Below are 17511 nucleotides of genomic sequence, written 5' to 3'. Positions count from 1 at the left end.
TACGATCGTGGCCGTGACGTGGACCGACCGCGTGGACCGGTGGACGCGGACCCATCCGATCGTGCCGGACGGCCTCCGCGCGCTGGCCATCGCCGTGCTGATGGGGCCGCCGTCGCTCGACATCCTCCAGGTGGCCACGTCCCCGGCCTGGGTGCTGTGGACGGCGGGTCTCTGCGGGTTCGCGGTGCTCGCCGCCGTCGTGCTGCGGCGCGTCGCCACGGAGGCCGCGTTCATCATCGCGAGTCTCGCGATGGCGGTGATCGTCGCGCTGCCGAACACGGTGGTCCGGCCCGGGGTGCTGGGGCTGGCGAGCGCGAGCGACGGCATGGAGATTCCGCTGTTCTTCCTCCCGTCGTCGGCGGTCTACCTGGTGCATCTGTACGCCGTCGCCGCGCGGCGACCGCCGCGCAAGAGCCTGCTCGCTCTCGGGATGGGCGTGACCGGTGCGCTGCTGTGCACCGCGAGGACCGCGACGGCGTACGGCGCGCTCCCCGCGGGACGGCTCACGCTGCTGCTGGCTTTTCTCGCCTTGGTCGCGGCCGTGGCAGGCACCTGGGCCGTCGGCCGGTTTCATTTCGACCGGCGGCGGCGCCTGGCAGGCGAAGTCGCGGAAGCCGCCGAGCGCGCCGCGGACGGTGAACGACGGCGCATCGCCCGGGACATGCACGACATCGTCGCCCATTCGCTGGCGGTCATCGTGCGTCAGGCCGAAGGTGGCTCCGCCATCGCCGCCAAGTCGCCGGACCGTGCGGCCCAGGCGCTTTCCGTCATCGCGGGTACCGCCCGTGAGGCACTGGCCGACATGCGGGGCACGTTGCAGGTGTTGCGGGAGGCCACGCCCCAGGAGGCCCAGCCCTCGCTCGCCGGGATACCGGCCTTGGTGGAGCGGGTGCGCGCGACGGGGGTCGACGTCCGCCTTGCCGAGCAGGGGCCGGGCGACGCCCTGACAGCGGGCGCGGACGTGGCGGCGTACCGGCTGATCCAGGAGGGCTTGACCAACAGCGTCAAGCACGCGGGTCCGCACCCCGTCGTCACCGTCACGATCACGCACACCTCGCGAGCGTCGATCGTCGCCGTCGAAGACGACGGAGGGCACGCCGGGCGGCGGCCTTCGCTCCCCGGCGCCGGGGCGGGCCTGCGTGGGGTCCGGGAGCGGGTGCGGGCCGCGGGCGGTACGTTCGAGGCCGGTCCCGTCGACGGCGGTTTCAGGCTACGCGCGGAGTTTCGCGCCGGCGGACAGGGAGCTTCGAGATGACGATCAGCGTCGCTCTTGTCGACGACCAGGAGCTGGTCCGGGTCGGCCTGGCCATGGTGGTCGACGCGACCGACGACATCCGGATCGTCGTGCAGGCCGCCGACGGTGTGGAGGCGGTCGCGAAGCTCGCCGAGACGCGGGTCGACGTCGTGCTGATGGACGTCCAGATGCCGCGGATGGACGGCGTCGAGGCCACCGGGCTGGTCACCGCCCGCGAGAACGCGCCCAAGGTGATCCTGTTGACGACGTTCGACCTCGACGAGTACGCCATCGCCGGGTTACGCGCCGGCGCGAGCGGATTCCTGCTCAAGGACGCGTCGGCAGACGAGGTGCTCCACGCGATTCGTGCCGTTCACGCCGGCGACGCCGTGATCGCGCACTCGACGACCCGCCGCATGCTGGACCAGCTCGCGGTCGCACGGGACACCTCGCCGCTGCTGAACCGGCTCACCGCGCGCGAACGCGACGTGTTGCTGGAGATCGCTCAGGGGCATTCCAACGCTGAGACCGCGCAGAGGCTCTTCCTTTCCGAAGCCACGGTGAAGACGCACGTCGGTCACCTCCTCGCCAAGCTCGGGGTTCGAGACCGGGTGCAGGCGGTGATCTTCGCCTACGAGAACGGGCTCGTGCGTCCGGGCTGACCGATCTCATCATTTCGGTGGAGTGGTTCACGACCTGAAGCCGAGGACTTCCACCGGCGCGGCGAGCAGCCTTTGCGCATGACGACAAGGGAAACATCTCCGGAAACGACCTGGTGGCGGGGTGTCTCCGCCTGGGGCGGGCTGCTCGCGGTGTGCGGCGGCCTCTTTCACACCGTGGTCGCCGCCTCGATGCGCCACGAGGTTTGGGCGCGGATCCTCGACGAGGGGTTCTTCGGCACGGTCTCGCTGGACCCCTCGCCCGACCGGCTCGCCATGGCCGAGGCCTTCTGGTTCAGCCCTGGCAGTTTCGGGGTGCCGTTGCTCCTGCTCGGCTGTCTCGTGGTCCGGCTGACCCGGCGCGGCGAACGCGTGCCCGGCTGGCTGGGCTGGGGCATCGCCCTGTGGGCCGTCCTGATCGGACTCCTGGGTGGTTTCGACGCCGGAACACTCATCCTGCTGCTCATCGGCGTGCTGCTCGTGGTCGGCGCCTGGCTCACGAAAAGTGAAACCATGAGCGCGTAGGGGGCGTAAGCGACGATCGAAAGAGAGCCGTCCGATGAGTGAGTTGCGAGGTCTGCTGGCCGAGGTCGCCGCGAGGGTGGCCGACTACCGCGAAAGCGTGGCCGACGGGCCGGTCTTCCCGAAGGAAACAGACATCCGCGACGCACTCGGCGAACTGCCCGAGCATCCTGTCCCGGCGGCCGACGTCATCGGCACGCTGGCCGAAGCCGTCGCGCCCGCGCTGGTGGCGACCACCGGGCCGAGGTACTTCGGGTTCGTCACCGGTGGCGCCCTCGACGCCGCGACGGCGGCCGACATGCTGGCGACCGGCTGGGATCAGTCCGCTTTCAACATGGTCACGTCACCGGCCGCCGCGATCGTCGAGGACGTGGCGGGTGAGTGGCTGAAGGACGTTCTCGGCCTGCCGTCCACCGCTTCCTTCGGGTTCGTGACCGGCGGCCAGGGGGCGAACACGGTCTGCCTGGCCGCCGCTCGTCATCACGTGCTGGCACAGGCCGGATGGGACGTCGAGCGCCGCGGCCTGAACGGGGCACCGCCGCTGAAGGTGATCGCGAGCGAGGAGCGCCACGCGACGATCGACCGGTCCTTGCGTCTTCTCGGCTTGGGCACCGACGCCGTCACGCCCGTCGGCGCCGACGGGCAGGGCGCGATCGACATCGCCGGCCTTGACCAGGCGCTCGACGGGCCCGCAATCGTTTGCCTTCAGGCCGGGAACGTGAACAGCGGCGCTTTCGACGACTTCGCCGCCGCGACGGAGATCGCCCATCGGCACGGTGCCTGGGTCCACGTCGACGGCGCCTTCGGGCTCTGGGCGGCCGCCAACCCCGCAAGTAGTCCTCTAGTCGCGGGGGTCGAGCGAGCGGATTCGTGGGCGGTCGACGGGCACAAGTGGCTCAACGTCCCCTATGACAGCGGCTATGCCTTCTGTGCCCATCCCGAGTCGCATGCGGCCGCGATGGCGCTCACGGCCGCATACCTGACCGGCCAGAGCGACGGCGAGGTGCGAGCGCCGAGCAATTTCGTGCCCGAGTCCTCCCGCCGGGCGCGGGGGTTCGCGACGTGGGCGGCGCTCAGTGAACTGGGCCGCGCGGGGATCGCCGAGATGGTCGAGCGCTGCTGTGCGCTGGCGCGGCGGTTCGCAGAGCAGCTCACCAAAGCAGGCTTCACCGTCGTGAACGACGTGGTGCTGAACCAGGTTCTCGTCAGCTTCGGCGACGAAACGGACCGAGTCGTCGAAGCCGTGCAGCGGTCTGGTGAGTGCTGGATGGGTGCGACCACCTGGCACGGCCAGCGCCTGATGCGCGTCTCCGTGTCCAGCTGGAGCACGACCGAGGCCGACGTCGACCGCAGTGTCGCCGCGATTCAGGCGGCCTGGGCGTCCGTAACGCCCAGGGGATAGGCGTAGCTCGCGCCGCCGAGACGCCGCGCGGTCGCGTGCAGTGCGGCGTTGGCTTCGCGCATACGTTGCAGCGTCACGGAATCTCCGGGCGGCGCGGTCCGCTGGACGCCGAACAGCACGGTGTACGGATCCCGCGCGGTCGGGACCTGGGGAGCGGACACCCGCGCGGTCGGGAAGAGATATAGCAAGACGCTGCCGCCGACGCCGAGCATCTCGGGCGTCAGCTCGGAAAAAGCCTCAGCGAGAACGGTTTCCGCGTGCTTTCCCGGCAGCAGCACGTTCGCGCGCGGATGCGGGTGGTACCACGAACCGGTCGCCCGCAGCTGAGCCTCGATCGGCTGGATCCGGTCGAGGAACTCCCGGTAGGTCGCTTCGACGACCTCGGCGGACTCGTGCCGGAGGTCGTCGATCAGCGGCGACTGCGGGGAGACCGCTTCGAGGACGAAACGCCAGCGCCCGTCCACGTACTGCGCCTGACCGTCCACATGGTCGAAGCGGAGTTCATCCACCAGCCGCCGCTGATCGCCGAGGTACGCGCCGAGATCGTGATACGTCAGGCGATGCCGCCGGACCTTCGCGGGTGCCCGGGTCAGCGCGACGGTGGCGCGCGTGATGATCCCGTGCCGCCCCTGCGTCCCGCGGACGGCGTCGAAGAGTGCCGCGTCGCTGGTGGGCGAACAGGTCACCAGTTCACCGTCGGGGGTGACGACGTCGAGGTCGTGGACGTTGTCGGCCTGCGAGCCGCACCGGTGGCTCGCACCGCCGAATCCGCCGGTGGACAGCAAACCGCCGACGGAAAGGTCCAGGTAGTCGGGGAGTACCGGCGGGACGGTGCCGGTGCGCAGGGTCGCCTCGACGACCGCGCGCCAGCGTGCGCCCGCGTCCACGCTGATCCGGTCCGGCCCGAACGGGCGGACCCCACCGAGTGTCGACATGTCGATGACGATTCCGGCGCCGGTCAGCGCCTGGCCGTCGACCGAATGCCCGGCACCGCGTGCCACGACTGGGATTCCGTGTGTCCGGCCGAAGCGCACGAGTGCCGCCACGTCGACCGCGGTGGCCGGGAAGGCGACAGCGAGCGGGCGCCGGTGGACATGGCCGCCGAAGTCCCGCTCAGCGTCCGCGAGGTCACGTTCGCGGACGCTGAGCGTTCCGGCGAGTTCGGGCAGTGCCACGGCTCCGCGTCCGGGGATCGCCAGCCGGGGTTCGAAATCGTGGTGTGCCACGGGATGCGACCTCCGGTCCGGGGAACTGCCCTCTCCTCGGTGAACGACGGTATCGGCCGCGGACAGTGGCACGCCTCTTCCCGATTGCGAGCAGTCGTGGATAAGCGTCGCCGCACCTCTCGCCCCTAGCCTGGCCGAAGGGCGAAGGGAGCAAAAATGTCGGTCGACGACGCGGGACGGCTCGGGCTGAGGGCGTTGGCGGATCTGGCGACACCGATGGCGGTCCGCGTGGCGGCCACGTTGCGCGTCGCCGACCATATCGCCGGTAGGGCGCGCACCCCGGCCGAACTCGCCGCGGTCACCGGCACGCACGCGGGGGCGCTGGACCGCTTGCTGCTGCACCTGGTTTCCGTCGGCCTGTTCACCAGGGACGATTCGGGCGCTTACACGGCGACCGAATTGGGCGAGCAGCTCCGGGACGGCCATCCGCGCAGCAAGCGGAAGTGGCTCGACATGAACGGCGCCATCGGCAAGGGCGACTTGAGTTTCGTAGACCTCGCGCACGCGGTGAAGACCGGTGAGGAGTCCTATTCGGTGCGCCACGGCGTCCCGTTCTGGGACGACCTCAGCGGCGACGCGGAACTCTCGGCGTCGTTCGACGCGCTGATGGGGCACCACATCGCGCTGGACAACTCGGGAATTGTCGACGCCTACGACTGGGCGAGCCTCGGTCACGTGGTCGATGTCGCCGGTGGCAGCGGCGCGTTGCTGGAAGCGTTGCTGCTCAAGCACTCCAAACTGCGCGGCACCCTGGTCGACCTGCCGGGCCCGGCGGCGAACGCGCGGGAGCGCTTCGCCGAAAACGGCCAGGCCCACCGGGTCGACGTCGTGCCGGGAAGCTTCTTCGACCCGCTGCCCGCCGGCGCGGACGCGTACGTGCTGTCGGCGATCATCCACGATTGGGACGACGAACCGTCCGTCGCGATCCTGAAGCGCTGCGCGGAGGCGGCCGGGGACGACGGCGTCGTGTTGCTGGTCGAGGCGATCGGTTCCGACGGCGAGACCCCGAACACCGGGATGGACCTGCGCATGCTCATTTACAACGGCGGCAAGGAACGCGGTCTGTCCGAACTGGCGGAGCTGGCGCGGCGGGCCGGGCTCCGGGTGCGCGGGACGCACAAGGTGGGGCAGAAGTCGTACATGTCCATTGTGGAATTGGCCAAGGCGTAGGTCCGTGAAGGCCTCCTTCACTACCTTGAGGGTAGGGAAGGAGGCCTTCACGGATTTTCAGGCGGCGTCGGCGACCTGTGTCAGGCGCGAGACGATATCGGCCCGTAGCGCCTTCTTGTCCACCTTGCCGATTCCCGTGGTGGGCAGGGCGTCGACGACGACCAGTCGCTCCGGGAGCTTGAACCGGGCAGCGCCCGCGGCGAGCATCAACGCGTGAACATCTTGCAGGGAAACAGCTTTCGTGGCGACAACGTAGAGACAGACGACTTCGCCGAGTTCGGCGTCCGGCATCGCGACCGCGGCCGCGTGCTCGACACCGTCCAGTTCGAGGGCGAACGTCTCGATCTCCTCGGCGTTGATCTTCTCCCCGCCGCGGTTGATGACGTCCTTCTCCCGCCCGGAAACCACCAGGTAGCCCTCGGGTGTCATCCGGACGATATCGCCGGTGTTGTACCAGCCGTCGACGAACGAGCGCGCGTTCAACTCCGGCGAGCGGTAATAGCCGCGTGTCGTGTACGGCCCGCGGACCAGCAGGATCCCCGGCTCGCCGGGAGGGACTGGCGTGCCTTCTTCGTCCACCAAAAGGATCTCGTCGTGCGGCGAGATCGGGCGACCTTGGGTGTGCAGGATCAGGTCGTCCGGGTCATCGAGCCGCGTCAGGCACAGGAGTCCTTCTCCCATCCCGAAAACCTGCTGCAGCGTGCATTCGAGCTTGGGCCGCACCTGCGCCGCCAAAGCGGGATCGAGCTTGGCGGCACCGATCTGGATCATCTCCAAAGTGGACAGATCCAGACCGGGATCGGTGTCCAGGTACTCGATCCACCGGTGCAGGATCGCCGGCACCGCGGACGTCGCGGTGATCCGCTCGCTCTCGATCAGCGGCAACGCCTGCTGCGGCGCCGGTGACGGCGCGATGACGACCCGCCCGCCGGACATGAGCGCACCGAGGATCCCCGGCCCGGTGTTGGCGAACCCGTGTCCCAGCGGCAGCACCACCAGATACGAGGTGTCCGGCCCGAATCGGCAGATCTCCGACGCCGTCTTGATCATGTAACTCAGGTCGTCACCGCTGCGCGGGATCAGCTTCGGCAGGCCGGTCGTCCCGCCCGAAAGCAGGAAAGTCGCGACTGCGCTGCCGTTCGGCGCGGCGGCGTCGAGCGCCTGCGAGACCTCGACGGGCTCGTCTGCCACGAACAACGCGCGAAGATCGATGTTGCCGGGATGGACATCCTCGCCCACCACGAAGACGAGCCCGTCCGGTAAGACCTCGTGAGCCAGCGTCTGGTGGTCGAATCCTTTGTGGACGTCCGGGACGACGATCGCGGTGGCCTCGGCGTTGGCGAGAATACCGCCGATCTCGTGCTCGCGGAACTGCGGCATCGTCCACACCGGAACCGCGCCGAGTCGCAGACAGGCGAGTGTGGTGACGACGAATTCCCAGCAGTTCGGCAGCTGGATGACGATCCGGTCGTCGGCGCCGATCCCGGCCGCGCTCATCCGGATCGCCGCACCGTCGGCCTTCGCCAGCAGGTCACGGAACGTCAGTCGTATGTCCCCGTCGACGAGGCAGACCTCGTCCGGGTACTTCCTCGCGGTGTCGGCCAAATGCGTACCCAGTGACCGGCCTTCCCAATAGCCCTCGGCGAAATAGCGGTCCGCGACGTTCCTCGGCCACGGCACGACTCCCGTTCCGGTCGACCGCCCCGCTGATCCCGGCATGGCTGCTCCTCCTCGATAGGGGTCCCGACCGGACCCTAGGGACGCGACGTAGGGGCGGGCGTCTCGAACCTTGCGCACGCACTCGGAGATCGCTCGAGGATCCCGCGCAAGCAGTCGAGGAGATGCCGGAGCGAGGCGCCAGGGCAGACGCTGTCCGTACAACGAGACGCCGGAATTTTGTGTTGTCTCCGCCTCAGGCGACCTATTACTTCGAGGAGCGAGGACTTGAGCGAGTACAAAGCACCCGACGAAGCCATTGCGATCATCGGTATGAGTTGCAGGTTCGCTCCAGACCTCGACTCCCCGGAGAAGTTCTGGGAGTTCCTGGCCGATGGTAAGAGCACCGTCAGTGACATGCCCGAAAAGCGGTGGAAGTCCTACGCGGCGAGCAGTCCACAGGCGACCGCGATCCTGAGGGGGACCACGATCCGCGGCTCCTTCCTCGACGACATCGAGGGGTTCGACGCCGACTTCTTCGGTATTTCCCCGCGTGAGGCGGACTTCCTCGACCCGCAGCAGCGGTTCATCCTCGAACTGGCCTGGGAAGCGCTGGCGGACGCGGGTGTCCCGCCGCTCGCGCTGCGCAACTCCGACGCCGGTGTGTTCGTCGCCGCGAACTCGAACGACTACGGCCGCCGCCTGCTGGAGGACATTCCCCTCACCGGCGCGTACGCCGTCAACGGCACGACGTTCTACGGGATCGCGAACCGCGTTTCCTACTTCCTCGACGTCCGCGGCCCGAGCATGGCCGTCGACACCGCGTGCGCCGGATCGCTGACGGCGCTGCACATCGCCGCGCAGAGCCTGCGCACCGGCGAGACGTCGATCGCGCTCGTCGGTGGTGTCAACATCATGGCCACCCCGGCGCTGAACGTGGCGCTGGAGGGCGCCGGCGCGATGTCGCCGGACGGCACCAGCAAGGCCTTCGACAAGAACGCCGACGGTTACGGCCGCGGTGAGGGCGCTGGCGTCATCGTGCTGAAGCTGCTCTCGGACGCGATCCGCGACGGCGACCCGATCCAGGCCGTCATCCGCGGCAGCGGCGTCTTCCAGGACGGCCGGTCCGAGGGCATGATGGCGCCGAACGCCGAGGCACAGGCCCACATGCTGCGTGAGGTCTACGAACGCACGGGCGTCGATCCGTCCACTGTGGACTACGTCGAGGCGCACGGCACCGGCACCCCGACCGGCGACGGTGAAGAGGTCGAGGCGCTGGCCGCCGTGATCGGCGCCGTGCGGTCGACGGAGAACCCTTGCCTCGTCGGTTCGGTGAAGCCGAACATCGGGCACGTCGAGGGTGGTTCCGGTATCACCGGCGTGATCAAGACCGTGCTGGCGCTGCGCAACGAGCAGATCCCGCCGAGCCTGCACACCGAGCCGAACGAAGCGATCTCCGACCCGTCGTCGGGGCTGAAGCTGGTCGGCGAGAACACCCCGTGGCCCGCCGGTGAGCACACCCGCCGCGCCGGTGTGTCCAGCTACGGCGTCGGCGGCACCATCGCCCACGTCGTCCTCGAAGAGGGCCCCGCTCAGCCGGAACTCAAGTCCGGTAAGGAAACCAGCGACGGCACGCGGAAGGTCTTCCCGATCTCCGCGATGTCGGAGGCCGGTCTGCGCGCGCTCGCCGGTTCCGTCGCGGACTGGATCGACGCCAACCCCCAGGCGTCCCTTTCCTCGATCGGGTACACGCTGTCGCAGCGGCGTTCGCACCTTCCGCAGCGCGGCACGGTCATCGCCGCCTCCACCGAGCAGCTGACAGAGCGGCTCCGCGCGCTCGCGGTCGACGAACCCGCGTCCGGCATCCTGCTCGCCCGCGCGGGACAGCAGAGCGACGGCGCGGTGTGGGTCTTCTCCGGGCACGGTTCGCAGTGGTCCGGTATGGGCCGTCAGCTGCTCGCCGAGCACGCCGGATTCGCCGCCACGATCGACTCGCTGGCCGGTGTCTACCGCGAGGAACTGGGCTGGACGCCGCGTGAGGCGATCCTCGACGGCGGCCCGTGGACCGCCGCGCACGTCCAGGCGCTGACCTTCGCCATGCAGGTCGGCCTGGCCGAGGTGTGGGGAAGCCGCGGCGTCAAACCGGGCGCGATCATCGGGCACTCCGTCGGCGAGATCGCCGCCGCGGTGGCCGCCGGTTCGCTCGACCTGCTCGAAGCCGCCCGGTTCGCCTGCCGCCGCGCGGCCGCGTTGCAGCGGCTGGAGGGCGACGGCGGCATGGTGCTGGCGAGCCTTTCGTTCACCGAGACCCAGGCCAAACTGGGTGACCGCCCCGACCTCGTCGCGGCGATCTCCGCGAGCCCGACGTCGACCGTCGTCTCCGGTGACAAGGGCGCGATCGCGGAACTCGTCACGCGATGGCGTGAAGAGGGCATCGACATGCGGGTCGTCGACACCGACATCGCCTTCCACAGCACGCATGTGGACGCGGTACTGGAAGAGGTCGCGGCCGCGGCGCGGCAGCTCAACCCGCGCACGCCGTCGGTCAGCCTCTACAGCACCGCGCTGACCGACCCGCGATCCGGCGTCGCCCGCGACGGCGACTACTGGGCGGGCAACCTGCGCAACCCGGTCCGCTTCGCCGAAGCGGTCGAGGCCGCGTTCGAGGACGGGCACCGCGTGTTCGTCGAGATCTCGTCGCATCCGGTCGTCTCGCACTCCATCATCGAGACCGCCGAGAGCCTCGGCATCGACGACCTGGCCGGCTGCGCCACCTTGCGCCGCAACACCGACGAGGTCGGCACGCTGCTGCACAACCTGGCCAAACTGCACGTCCAGGGCGTCGAGATCGACTGGACGCGGGACTTCCCCGAAGGTGACCTGCTGGGTATCCCGGCGGCCGCGTGGCAGCACCGGCCGTACTGGATCTTCCCGGAGACCGGTGCCGACACCGGCCTCGGCAGCGGGCACGACCCGGAGAGCCACAGCCTGCTCGGCGGCCGGATGACCGTGTCCGGCGCGCCGTCGCGGCAGGTCTGGCAGACCCGGCTCGACATGGACAGCCGTCCGTATCCGCAGAGTCACGGCCTGGTCGGGGTCGAGGTCACCCCGGCGGCGTCGATCATCAACACCTTCGCCCTCGCGGCGGAGGAAGAGATCGCGCCCGCGCTGACCGACATCGTGCTGCGCACCCCGCTCGCCGTGCAGCCGGCCCGCATCGTCCAGATCGTCAAGGAGGGCCGGTCGCTCGCGCTGGCCACCCGCGTCGCGGACGAGACCAGCGCCGACAGCGACGAGTGGATCACGCACACCACCGCCTCCATCGACACGAGCGCGAGGGTGCCGGAGGGGCGGATCGAGTTCGCCACGATCCGCGACCGCCTGCCGTCGGGATCGCTCACCAAGGCCGACGAGATGTTCGGCCGCATGGGGGTCGAGGGCTACGCGTTCCCGTGGGACATGAGCGAGCTGTACTACGACGACGTCGAGCAGCTCGCGCTGATGGACTGCGTCGCGCCGCCCGCGAAGCTGGCGACGAGCTGGGCGCACGTGATCGACGCCGCGCTGACGATCAGCGCGATGGTGGTCTCGCCCGGCCACGCCACCGTGCTGTGGATGTCGCGTGGCATCGAGAAGGTGGCGTGGAAGGGTGAGCCGCCCGCGCGGATCATCGTGCACGCCGTGCGGTCGCCGAAGTCGCCGGAGGACACCGTCGACGTGCTGGTCGCCAACGAGGACGGCGACATCGTCAGCGAGGTGATCGGCCTGAAGTTCGCGGCGGTCGAGCATCTGGGCACCGCGGTCCTGCCGCGCGACCTGGTGCACGAGGTCACCTGGCACGAGCTGCCCGAGGCCACGCTGGCTTCGGACCTCGACCAGATCGTCGTGGTCGGCCCGCCCGCCACCACCGGCACCCTGGTGCAGCAGTTCACCGCCGCCGGGGTCACCGCCACCGCGGTCGAGGTGGCCATCGACGGCGAACCGCTCGACCTCACCGCCGAACTGTTCGCGAACCCGGGCGCGGTGGTCGTCGCGCCTTCGCGGGCGGCGGAAGGCGAGCGGCTGGAGGACGCGACCGAGCGCGCGACGTGGTCGCTCATCCGCACCGCGCAACGGATCGCGGAACTGCAGGCGATATCGAAGGGCAAGGTCGCGACCCAGCGGATCTGGGCGGTGACCAGCGGCGTCCGGCAGGGCACCGACGAGCGTTCGGTCGCGCACGGTCCGTTGTGGGGTGTCGGCCGCATCGTCGCGGGCGAGCACCCGGAACTGTGGGGCGGCACGATCGACGTCGAGCACTGCACGGCTTCGGACCTCGGTGCGCGGCTGATCGACGTGTTCCGCGGCCCGGCCGGGGACGAGGACGTCATCTCGCTGACCGGCGAAGGCGCGGAAGTGGCTCGGTTGAGCCAGATCACCCGCAGCGCCGACGGATCCCCGCTGCACTGCTCGCCTTCGGGCACGGTGCTGATCACCGGTGGTCTCGGCGGGCTGGGGCTGGAAGTCGCCCGCTGGCTGGTCGACCGCGGCGCCCGCCGCCTGCTGCTGGCGGGCCGCCGTGGCCTGCCGCCGCGCGCGGACTGGCCTTCGGTGACCGACCCGGACGTGCGGCACCAGATCGACAGCGTCCTCGGGCTCGAAGCGCTGGGTGTCACGGTCGGCGTGCTGGCGCTGGACATCACCGACGAGGACGCGGTCGCGTCGGCGCTCGCGCCGGGTGCGCTGGGTCTTCCGCCGGTGACGGGTGTCATCCACGCGGCCGGTGTCGTCAACGACGCGCTGGTGGACAAGGTCGACCAGGACGGGCTGCGCGACGTGTTCGCGCCGAAGGTCGGCGGGGCGCTGGTGCTGCACCGGCTCTTCCCGGCTGGTTCGCTCGACTTCTTCGTCCTGTTCTCCTCGTGCGGCCAGTTCGCCCGTCTCTCCGGGCAGGCGAGCTACGCGGCGGCCAACTCGTTCCTCGACGCGCTGGCCACGCACCGCAACTCGGGCGGTACCAACGACACCATCAGCCTCGGCTGGACGGCGTGGCGCGGTGTCGGTCTGTCGCAGGACATCGCGACGACCATGCTCGAGGCGAACTCCCGTGGCCTGGAAGCCGTTTCCGCTTCGGAGGCGTTCCGGGCCTGGGCGTTCGGCGACCGGTTCTCTTCGGACTACCAGGCGGTGCTGCGGGTCCTTCCGACCCCGCCGCACCAGCGGAAGCTGCCGATGTTCCGCGAGCTCACGGTGGTCGACGAGAGCGCCGAGGCCAACGCGGGCAACGGGTTCACCGTCGACTTCGCGAACCTGTCCGAAGAGGACGCTCGTGAGAAGGTCACCGGCGACGTCCGCGAGCAGGTGGCGGCGGAGCTGAACCTGGAGGCCGGTGACATCGAGCTGAAGCGGCCGCTGGTCGAACTCGGCGTCGACTCGGTGATGACGGTGGCGCTGCGGGTGCGGTTGCAGCGGCGTTACGGGATGGACCTCCCGCCGACCATCCTGTGGGCCAAGCCCACCGTGGCCGCGGTGTCCGACCACATCTACACCAGCCTCGCCGAACTGGCAGAGAACCAGGCCGAAGCGGCCTGATCCCCCGCAGAAGGGCGTGGGTGGCTTTCGTGGCCGCCCGCGCCCTTCTGCGCGTCTTTCGAGAGGTGGGTCCATGGCCGTCGAACCGATCACCCGGTTCCTGCTCGCCGTCGGCGCGATCTTGCTGGTCAGTCATTTCTGCGGGGAGGTACTGCGAAGACTGGGCCAGCCACCGGTGCTCGGCGAGATCGTCGGCGGACTCCTGCTGGGGCCTTCGGTACTGGGCCTGATCTGGCCGTCGGGCGGCGCCTGGCTGTTCTCACCCGAGGTCCTGTCCAATTTGGACAGAGCGGCGCAGCTGGGGCTCGTCGTGTTCATGTTCCTGCTCGGCTGCGAACTGCGGACCGACCGGATCGAACGGAAGTCGCTGGTCGGCGCGGTGGTGCTGGGCGGGATGGGATTGCCGTTCGTCGCAGGGATCGGTGTCGCGTTCGCGGCGTCGTCCGTACTCGCCGGAGCCGGAGCGCCGAAAGCGGGTTTCGTCCTGTTCTTCGCGCTCGCCTTGGCCATCACCGCCATGCCCGTGCTGGCACGTATCCTGGTCGACCTCAAGATCGAACGGACCGGCCTCGGCGCGCTTTCCTTGACCAGCGCGGCCATCGGCGACGGCATCGCCTGGCTGACCCTGACGTTGATCCTGGTCGGCACCGGGGTTCACGGCAGCGGGAACGTCGTCACCACGGCGATCCTGGCCGTGGCACTGGTCGTCGGCACCCAGTTGGTCGTACGCCGGGTGTTGAGCAGACTGGTGACGCGGATCGAGTCCGAAAAGGTCATGACCGTGGTGCTGCTCGTCGGCGCGATCGGTTTCGCCGTGCTGACCCAGATGCTCGGCCTGCACGCTTTGCTCGGCGCGTTCCTGTTCGGCACCGCCGTTCCCCGCGACTGCCCGATCGTGGAACGGATCAGCGAACAGTTGCGCGGCTTCACCGTCGTCGTCCTGCTGCCGTTGTTCTTCGCGCTGGTCGGGCTGAGCACGTCGATCGGCCTGCTGGGCACGGAGGTGTCGCATTGGCTGCTGTTCGCCGGGGTGCTGGTGGTCGCGCAGCTGACCAAGTTCGTCGGCGCCGGCGGCGCGGCCAGGCTGGCGGGATTGCCGGGGAGGCAGGCGATCCAGCTCGGCACGCTGATGAACTGCCGCGGTGTCACCGAACTCGTCGTCGCCACGATCGGGCTGAAATACGGGCTCGTCAATCAACTGGGGTTCACCATTCTCGTGCTCGTCGCTGTCGTCACGACGGCGATCACGGGACCGCTGATGCGGTTTCTCATCCGGCGGGAAAACTCCGAGATCGTCGGCAATCAAGAAGACGTTCCGCCTCGCGACCGGCTGTCACGCTCGGTGTCCGAGTAACCAAGGAAAACGAGGGACGGAGGAGCAGTGCAACCGCATCCCTGTGACTGTAGCCCGATGTGCGTGTTACGGGCGACCAATCCGATGCAGATCCGGCCGATCCGCACGGGCGGCAAGACTTTCGCTTCGGCGTCGGCTTATTGGAAGGCCGAGCCGGGCAGCGCGGATCTCGCGGGGCGGATCGTCCGGTACGTCGTCCTGGCCCATGATCCCGCGGTACCGGACGTCGCCGCCGACTACTGGATGCACAGCGAACGCTTCTACCGTGCCGTGGTCGACCCGCTCGAAGCCGAGATCGGTCACGATCTCGCGTACCGGCGGCTCGTCGCGCAGCCGACCGACACGTTCGCCGAACGGCGGCTCGAAGAACGCGTCGTCGCGCTGCTCGACGAAAACCCCTCGCTCGCCTCGAAGTTGGCTCAGGAGGCCGACGCCGCGGACGACAACGTCTACATCAACTACTTCCGCGGCAGGCTCTACGAACCGGAGTCCGAGCCCGCCGGCCTCGACCGGCTGACGGAACTCGCTCGTGGTGTGCGCTCGCGGCCGTCCGGGACCGGCGACGAGATCCTCGTCGTCGTCCCACTGTCCGATCGGGACGGAGCGGGCCGGATCCGGAACCTGACCGCGTGCCTGCTCGCGTTGCGCGACCAGACGTTCCCGGCTGATCGGTATCGGGTGACGGTGGTCGAGTTCGACGAGAAGCCGCGGTGGAAGCACGTCGTCGAGCCACTGGTCGACCATTACGTGCACATCGAGGGCGAAGGGCTGTTCAACAAGTCCTGGACGCTGAACGTGGGCGTGCGCGAAACCCTCGGCGCGGCAAGGACTTTATGCCTGCTCGACGCGGACATCCTGGTGGACCGGGAATTCCTGGAGCGCAACCACGCGCGGTTCGCCGACCAGCGCGCCGACGCGCATCTGCCGCATACCGAAATGCTGTCGCTGGACGGCCCTTCGAGCGACTGGCTGATCGAACGACGATGCGGCGAGAACACGCCGGAAGCACCGTTGGCCGGGGCGCGCGGGCTGCTGCTGCGCGACGTCCCGGGCGCGTGCCTGTGGACGCGGCCGGAGATCTTCACCCGCATCGGCGGCTTCGACGAGCGCTACAAGGGCTGGGGTGGAGAGGACGAGGACATGCTCTACCGCATTTCCGCGGCGGGCGACGTCACGCAGTACGACGACGTCTTCCTGCACCTCGCGCACCGGCGGCCGCCGATGCGCAACGCCGAAGGGAAGCCGTTCAACGCGCACGTCGAGGTGGGCAGTTGGACCGGCGAGTCCGGCTTCGGGGACGCGTCCGGTGTGGCGAGCGGCGATGAGTAGCGGGCTGGAGATCCATCCGGTGAAGGACGTGCGGCGGCAGCGGATCGCGATCTCGGGGATCTTCCTGATGGTCGGGATCATGCTCGGCTCGTGGTTCGCGCGGGTGCCGCAGCTGCGGATCGAACTCGGGCTGAACTTCGCCGAACTCGGTATGGTGCTGCTCGCCCAGACCGTCGGCGTACTGCTGGCGATGCAGCTGGCGGGTCACCTGTCGAACCATCTCGACAGCCGGGCGGTCATCCGCGTCACTTCCCTTGTACTGCCGTGGTTCCTGCCGCTGATGGCGGCGATGCCCGGCGCGATCACCGCCGGTCTCGGCATGCTGACCTGGGGCATCATCGCGGGTCTTCTCGACGTGTCCATGAACGCACAGGGCGTCGAGGTGGAACGGCGGGTACGGCGGCCGGTGCTCAACAGCCTCCACGCGGTGTGGGGGATCGGCGCGTTGCTCGGCTCGGGCGGCACGGTGCTGGCGGTCCGCGCGGAATGGTCGCTGAGTTCCCATTTCTGGGTCGTCTCGGTGGTCCTCGTCGCGATCGCGCTGTTCAGCGGTCGCTGGCTGCTGACGGAAGCTCGTTCGGGGGCCGTCGCCGAGCGCGCGCCGAAGGTCGGCTTCTTCTCCGGCTGGACTCGTGCGGTGATCGTCCTCGGCGGTCTCGGCGCGGCGGTCGCGCTGTGCGAAGGCGCGGTTTCCAGTTGGGGCGGTGTGTTCCTGAGCGAGCAACGCGGCGCGGCGGCGAACCTCGCGTCGCTGGGGTACTTCGCGTTCATCGTGGCGCAGACCGGGACCCGGCTGATCGGCGACCGGCTGCACCGTCGATTCGGCGCGGTGGCGCTGGTGCGATGGAGCATGGCGATGACCGCGGCCGGTGTCCTGCTCGCCGTCATGGTGCAGAGCGTCTGGTTCGGCCTGGCGGGACTCGCGATGACGGGCGTCGGGCTGGCCGTGGCGATCCCGATCATCTCCAGCGCCGTCGGGCACGGCACGAAGTCCAACACCAGCCTGGCGATCGCGCGGTACAGCACCCTGCACAACGCCGGGGTGCTCGCCGGACCCGCGATCTTCGGGTGGCTGGCGCAGACGTTCGGGATCAGTACGGCGCTGACGTTGCTGTTGGTGCCGCTCGGGATCATCGGGCTCTTCGCGTCGGCTACTGCTCCTGCTTCGGTTGCTTCGGGGGCTTCGTCCACTTCGGACCCTTCGGACCCTTCGGATTCTTCGGGTTCTTCGCCGGAGCCGGTGGTCCCTCGGGCGGCTTAGTACTGCAACGGCACTCGCATGGGTAGTGGATGATGTTGCGGGTGATGGACATGGTGGTGGCTGAGCTGGGTCGGGTCCATGAGCGGATTTCGGGTCGTTTCACGAGGTTGGAGCCGCGGGGCCGGGC

At 69.3% G+C, this 17511-nt stretch carries 11 protein-coding genes; 9 read left to right on the top strand and 2 right to left on the bottom strand.

Annotated features, from left to right (window positions below; genetic code table 11):
- The first annotated feature begins 13 nt into the window (after positions 1 to 13).
- The 4 genes from ACLARN_RS23635 to ACLARN_RS23620 all read left to right on the top strand — a co-directional run bounded on the left by ACLARN_RS23635 (position 14) and on the right by ACLARN_RS23620 (position 3817).
- Entirely contained in the window at positions 14 to 1255 is a 1242-nt protein-coding gene (locus tag ACLARN_RS23635) for a sensor histidine kinase (RefSeq protein ID WP_409493638.1), read from the top strand.
- Positions 1252 to 1896, top strand: a complete 645-nt coding sequence (locus tag ACLARN_RS23630) for a response regulator (protein ID WP_409493637.1) — start codon at positions 1252 to 1254, stop codon at positions 1894 to 1896. Before ACLARN_RS23635 ends, ACLARN_RS23630 begins: the two co-directional genes overlap by 4 nt.
- A gap of 78 nt (positions 1897 to 1974) precedes the next feature.
- Positions 1975 to 2418 (top strand): DUF6463 family protein, encoded by a 444-nt coding sequence (locus ACLARN_RS23625; RefSeq protein WP_409493636.1) that lies wholly within the window; start codon positions 1975 to 1977, stop codon positions 2416 to 2418.
- A 34-nt stretch (positions 2419 to 2452) separates the two neighbouring features.
- On the top strand, positions 2453 to 3817 hold the full coding sequence (locus ACLARN_RS23620; protein ID WP_409493635.1) for a pyridoxal phosphate-dependent decarboxylase family protein: 1365 nt from the start codon (positions 2453 to 2455) through the stop codon (positions 3815 to 3817).
- On the opposite strand, the gene ACLARN_RS23615 is transcribed toward ACLARN_RS23620, so the two are convergent.
- Entirely contained in the window at positions 3781 to 5043 is a 1263-nt protein-coding gene (locus ACLARN_RS23615) for an FAD-binding protein (RefSeq protein WP_409493634.1), read from the bottom strand. The two genes, ACLARN_RS23620 and ACLARN_RS23615, sit on opposite strands and share 37 nt — an antisense overlap.
- A gap of 156 nt (positions 5044 to 5199) precedes the next feature.
- On the opposite strand from ACLARN_RS23615, the gene ACLARN_RS23610 reads away from it, so the two are divergent.
- Entirely contained in the window at positions 5200 to 6213 is a 1014-nt protein-coding gene (locus tag ACLARN_RS23610) for a methyltransferase (RefSeq protein ID WP_409493633.1), read from the top strand.
- A 57-nt stretch (positions 6214 to 6270) separates the two neighbouring features.
- Here the strand turns inward: ACLARN_RS23610 and ACLARN_RS23605 are convergent, their stop codons facing one another.
- Positions 6271 to 7932 carry a (2,3-dihydroxybenzoyl)adenylate synthase gene (locus ACLARN_RS23605; protein ID WP_409493632.1) on the bottom strand — a complete coding sequence of 554 codons (1662 nt, stop codon included), beginning with the start codon at positions 7930 to 7932 and terminating at the stop codon, positions 6271 to 6273.
- A 225-nt stretch (positions 7933 to 8157) separates the two neighbouring features.
- On the opposite strand from ACLARN_RS23605, the gene ACLARN_RS23600 reads away from it, so the two are divergent.
- The 4 genes from ACLARN_RS23600 to ACLARN_RS23585 all read left to right on the top strand — a co-directional run bounded on the left by ACLARN_RS23600 (position 8158) and on the right by ACLARN_RS23585 (position 17384).
- The gene (locus ACLARN_RS23600) at positions 8158 to 13440 is read left to right on the top strand and encodes an acyltransferase domain-containing protein (RefSeq protein ID WP_409493631.1); all 5283 of its coding nucleotides are present in this window, start codon (positions 8158 to 8160) and stop codon (positions 13438 to 13440) included.
- Between the two features lie 73 nt (positions 13441 to 13513).
- On the top strand, positions 13514 to 14794 hold the full coding sequence (locus ACLARN_RS23595) for a cation:proton antiporter (protein WP_409493630.1): 1281 nt from the start codon (positions 13514 to 13516) through the stop codon (positions 14792 to 14794).
- A 57-nt stretch (positions 14795 to 14851) separates the two neighbouring features.
- Positions 14852 to 16123, top strand: coding sequence for a glycosyltransferase (locus ACLARN_RS23590; RefSeq protein WP_409493629.1), 1272 nt, complete (start codon positions 14852 to 14854; stop codon positions 16121 to 16123).
- Positions 16116 to 17384 carry an MFS transporter gene (locus tag ACLARN_RS23585; RefSeq protein ID WP_409493628.1) on the top strand — a complete coding sequence of 423 codons (1269 nt, stop codon included), beginning with the start codon at positions 16116 to 16118 and terminating at the stop codon, positions 17382 to 17384. Before ACLARN_RS23590 ends, ACLARN_RS23585 begins: the two co-directional genes overlap by 8 nt.
- The last annotated feature ends 127 nt before the right edge of the window (positions 17385 to 17511 follow it).

It is taken from the genome of Amycolatopsis sp. cmx-11-12 (assembly GCF_046269425.1).
In the GTDB taxonomy this organism is placed as follows: domain Bacteria; phylum Actinomycetota; class Actinomycetes; order Mycobacteriales; family Pseudonocardiaceae; genus Amycolatopsis.
The sequence above is the reverse complement of the archived record's forward strand: the minus strand, read 5'-3'. Positions and strand labels throughout refer to the sequence as shown.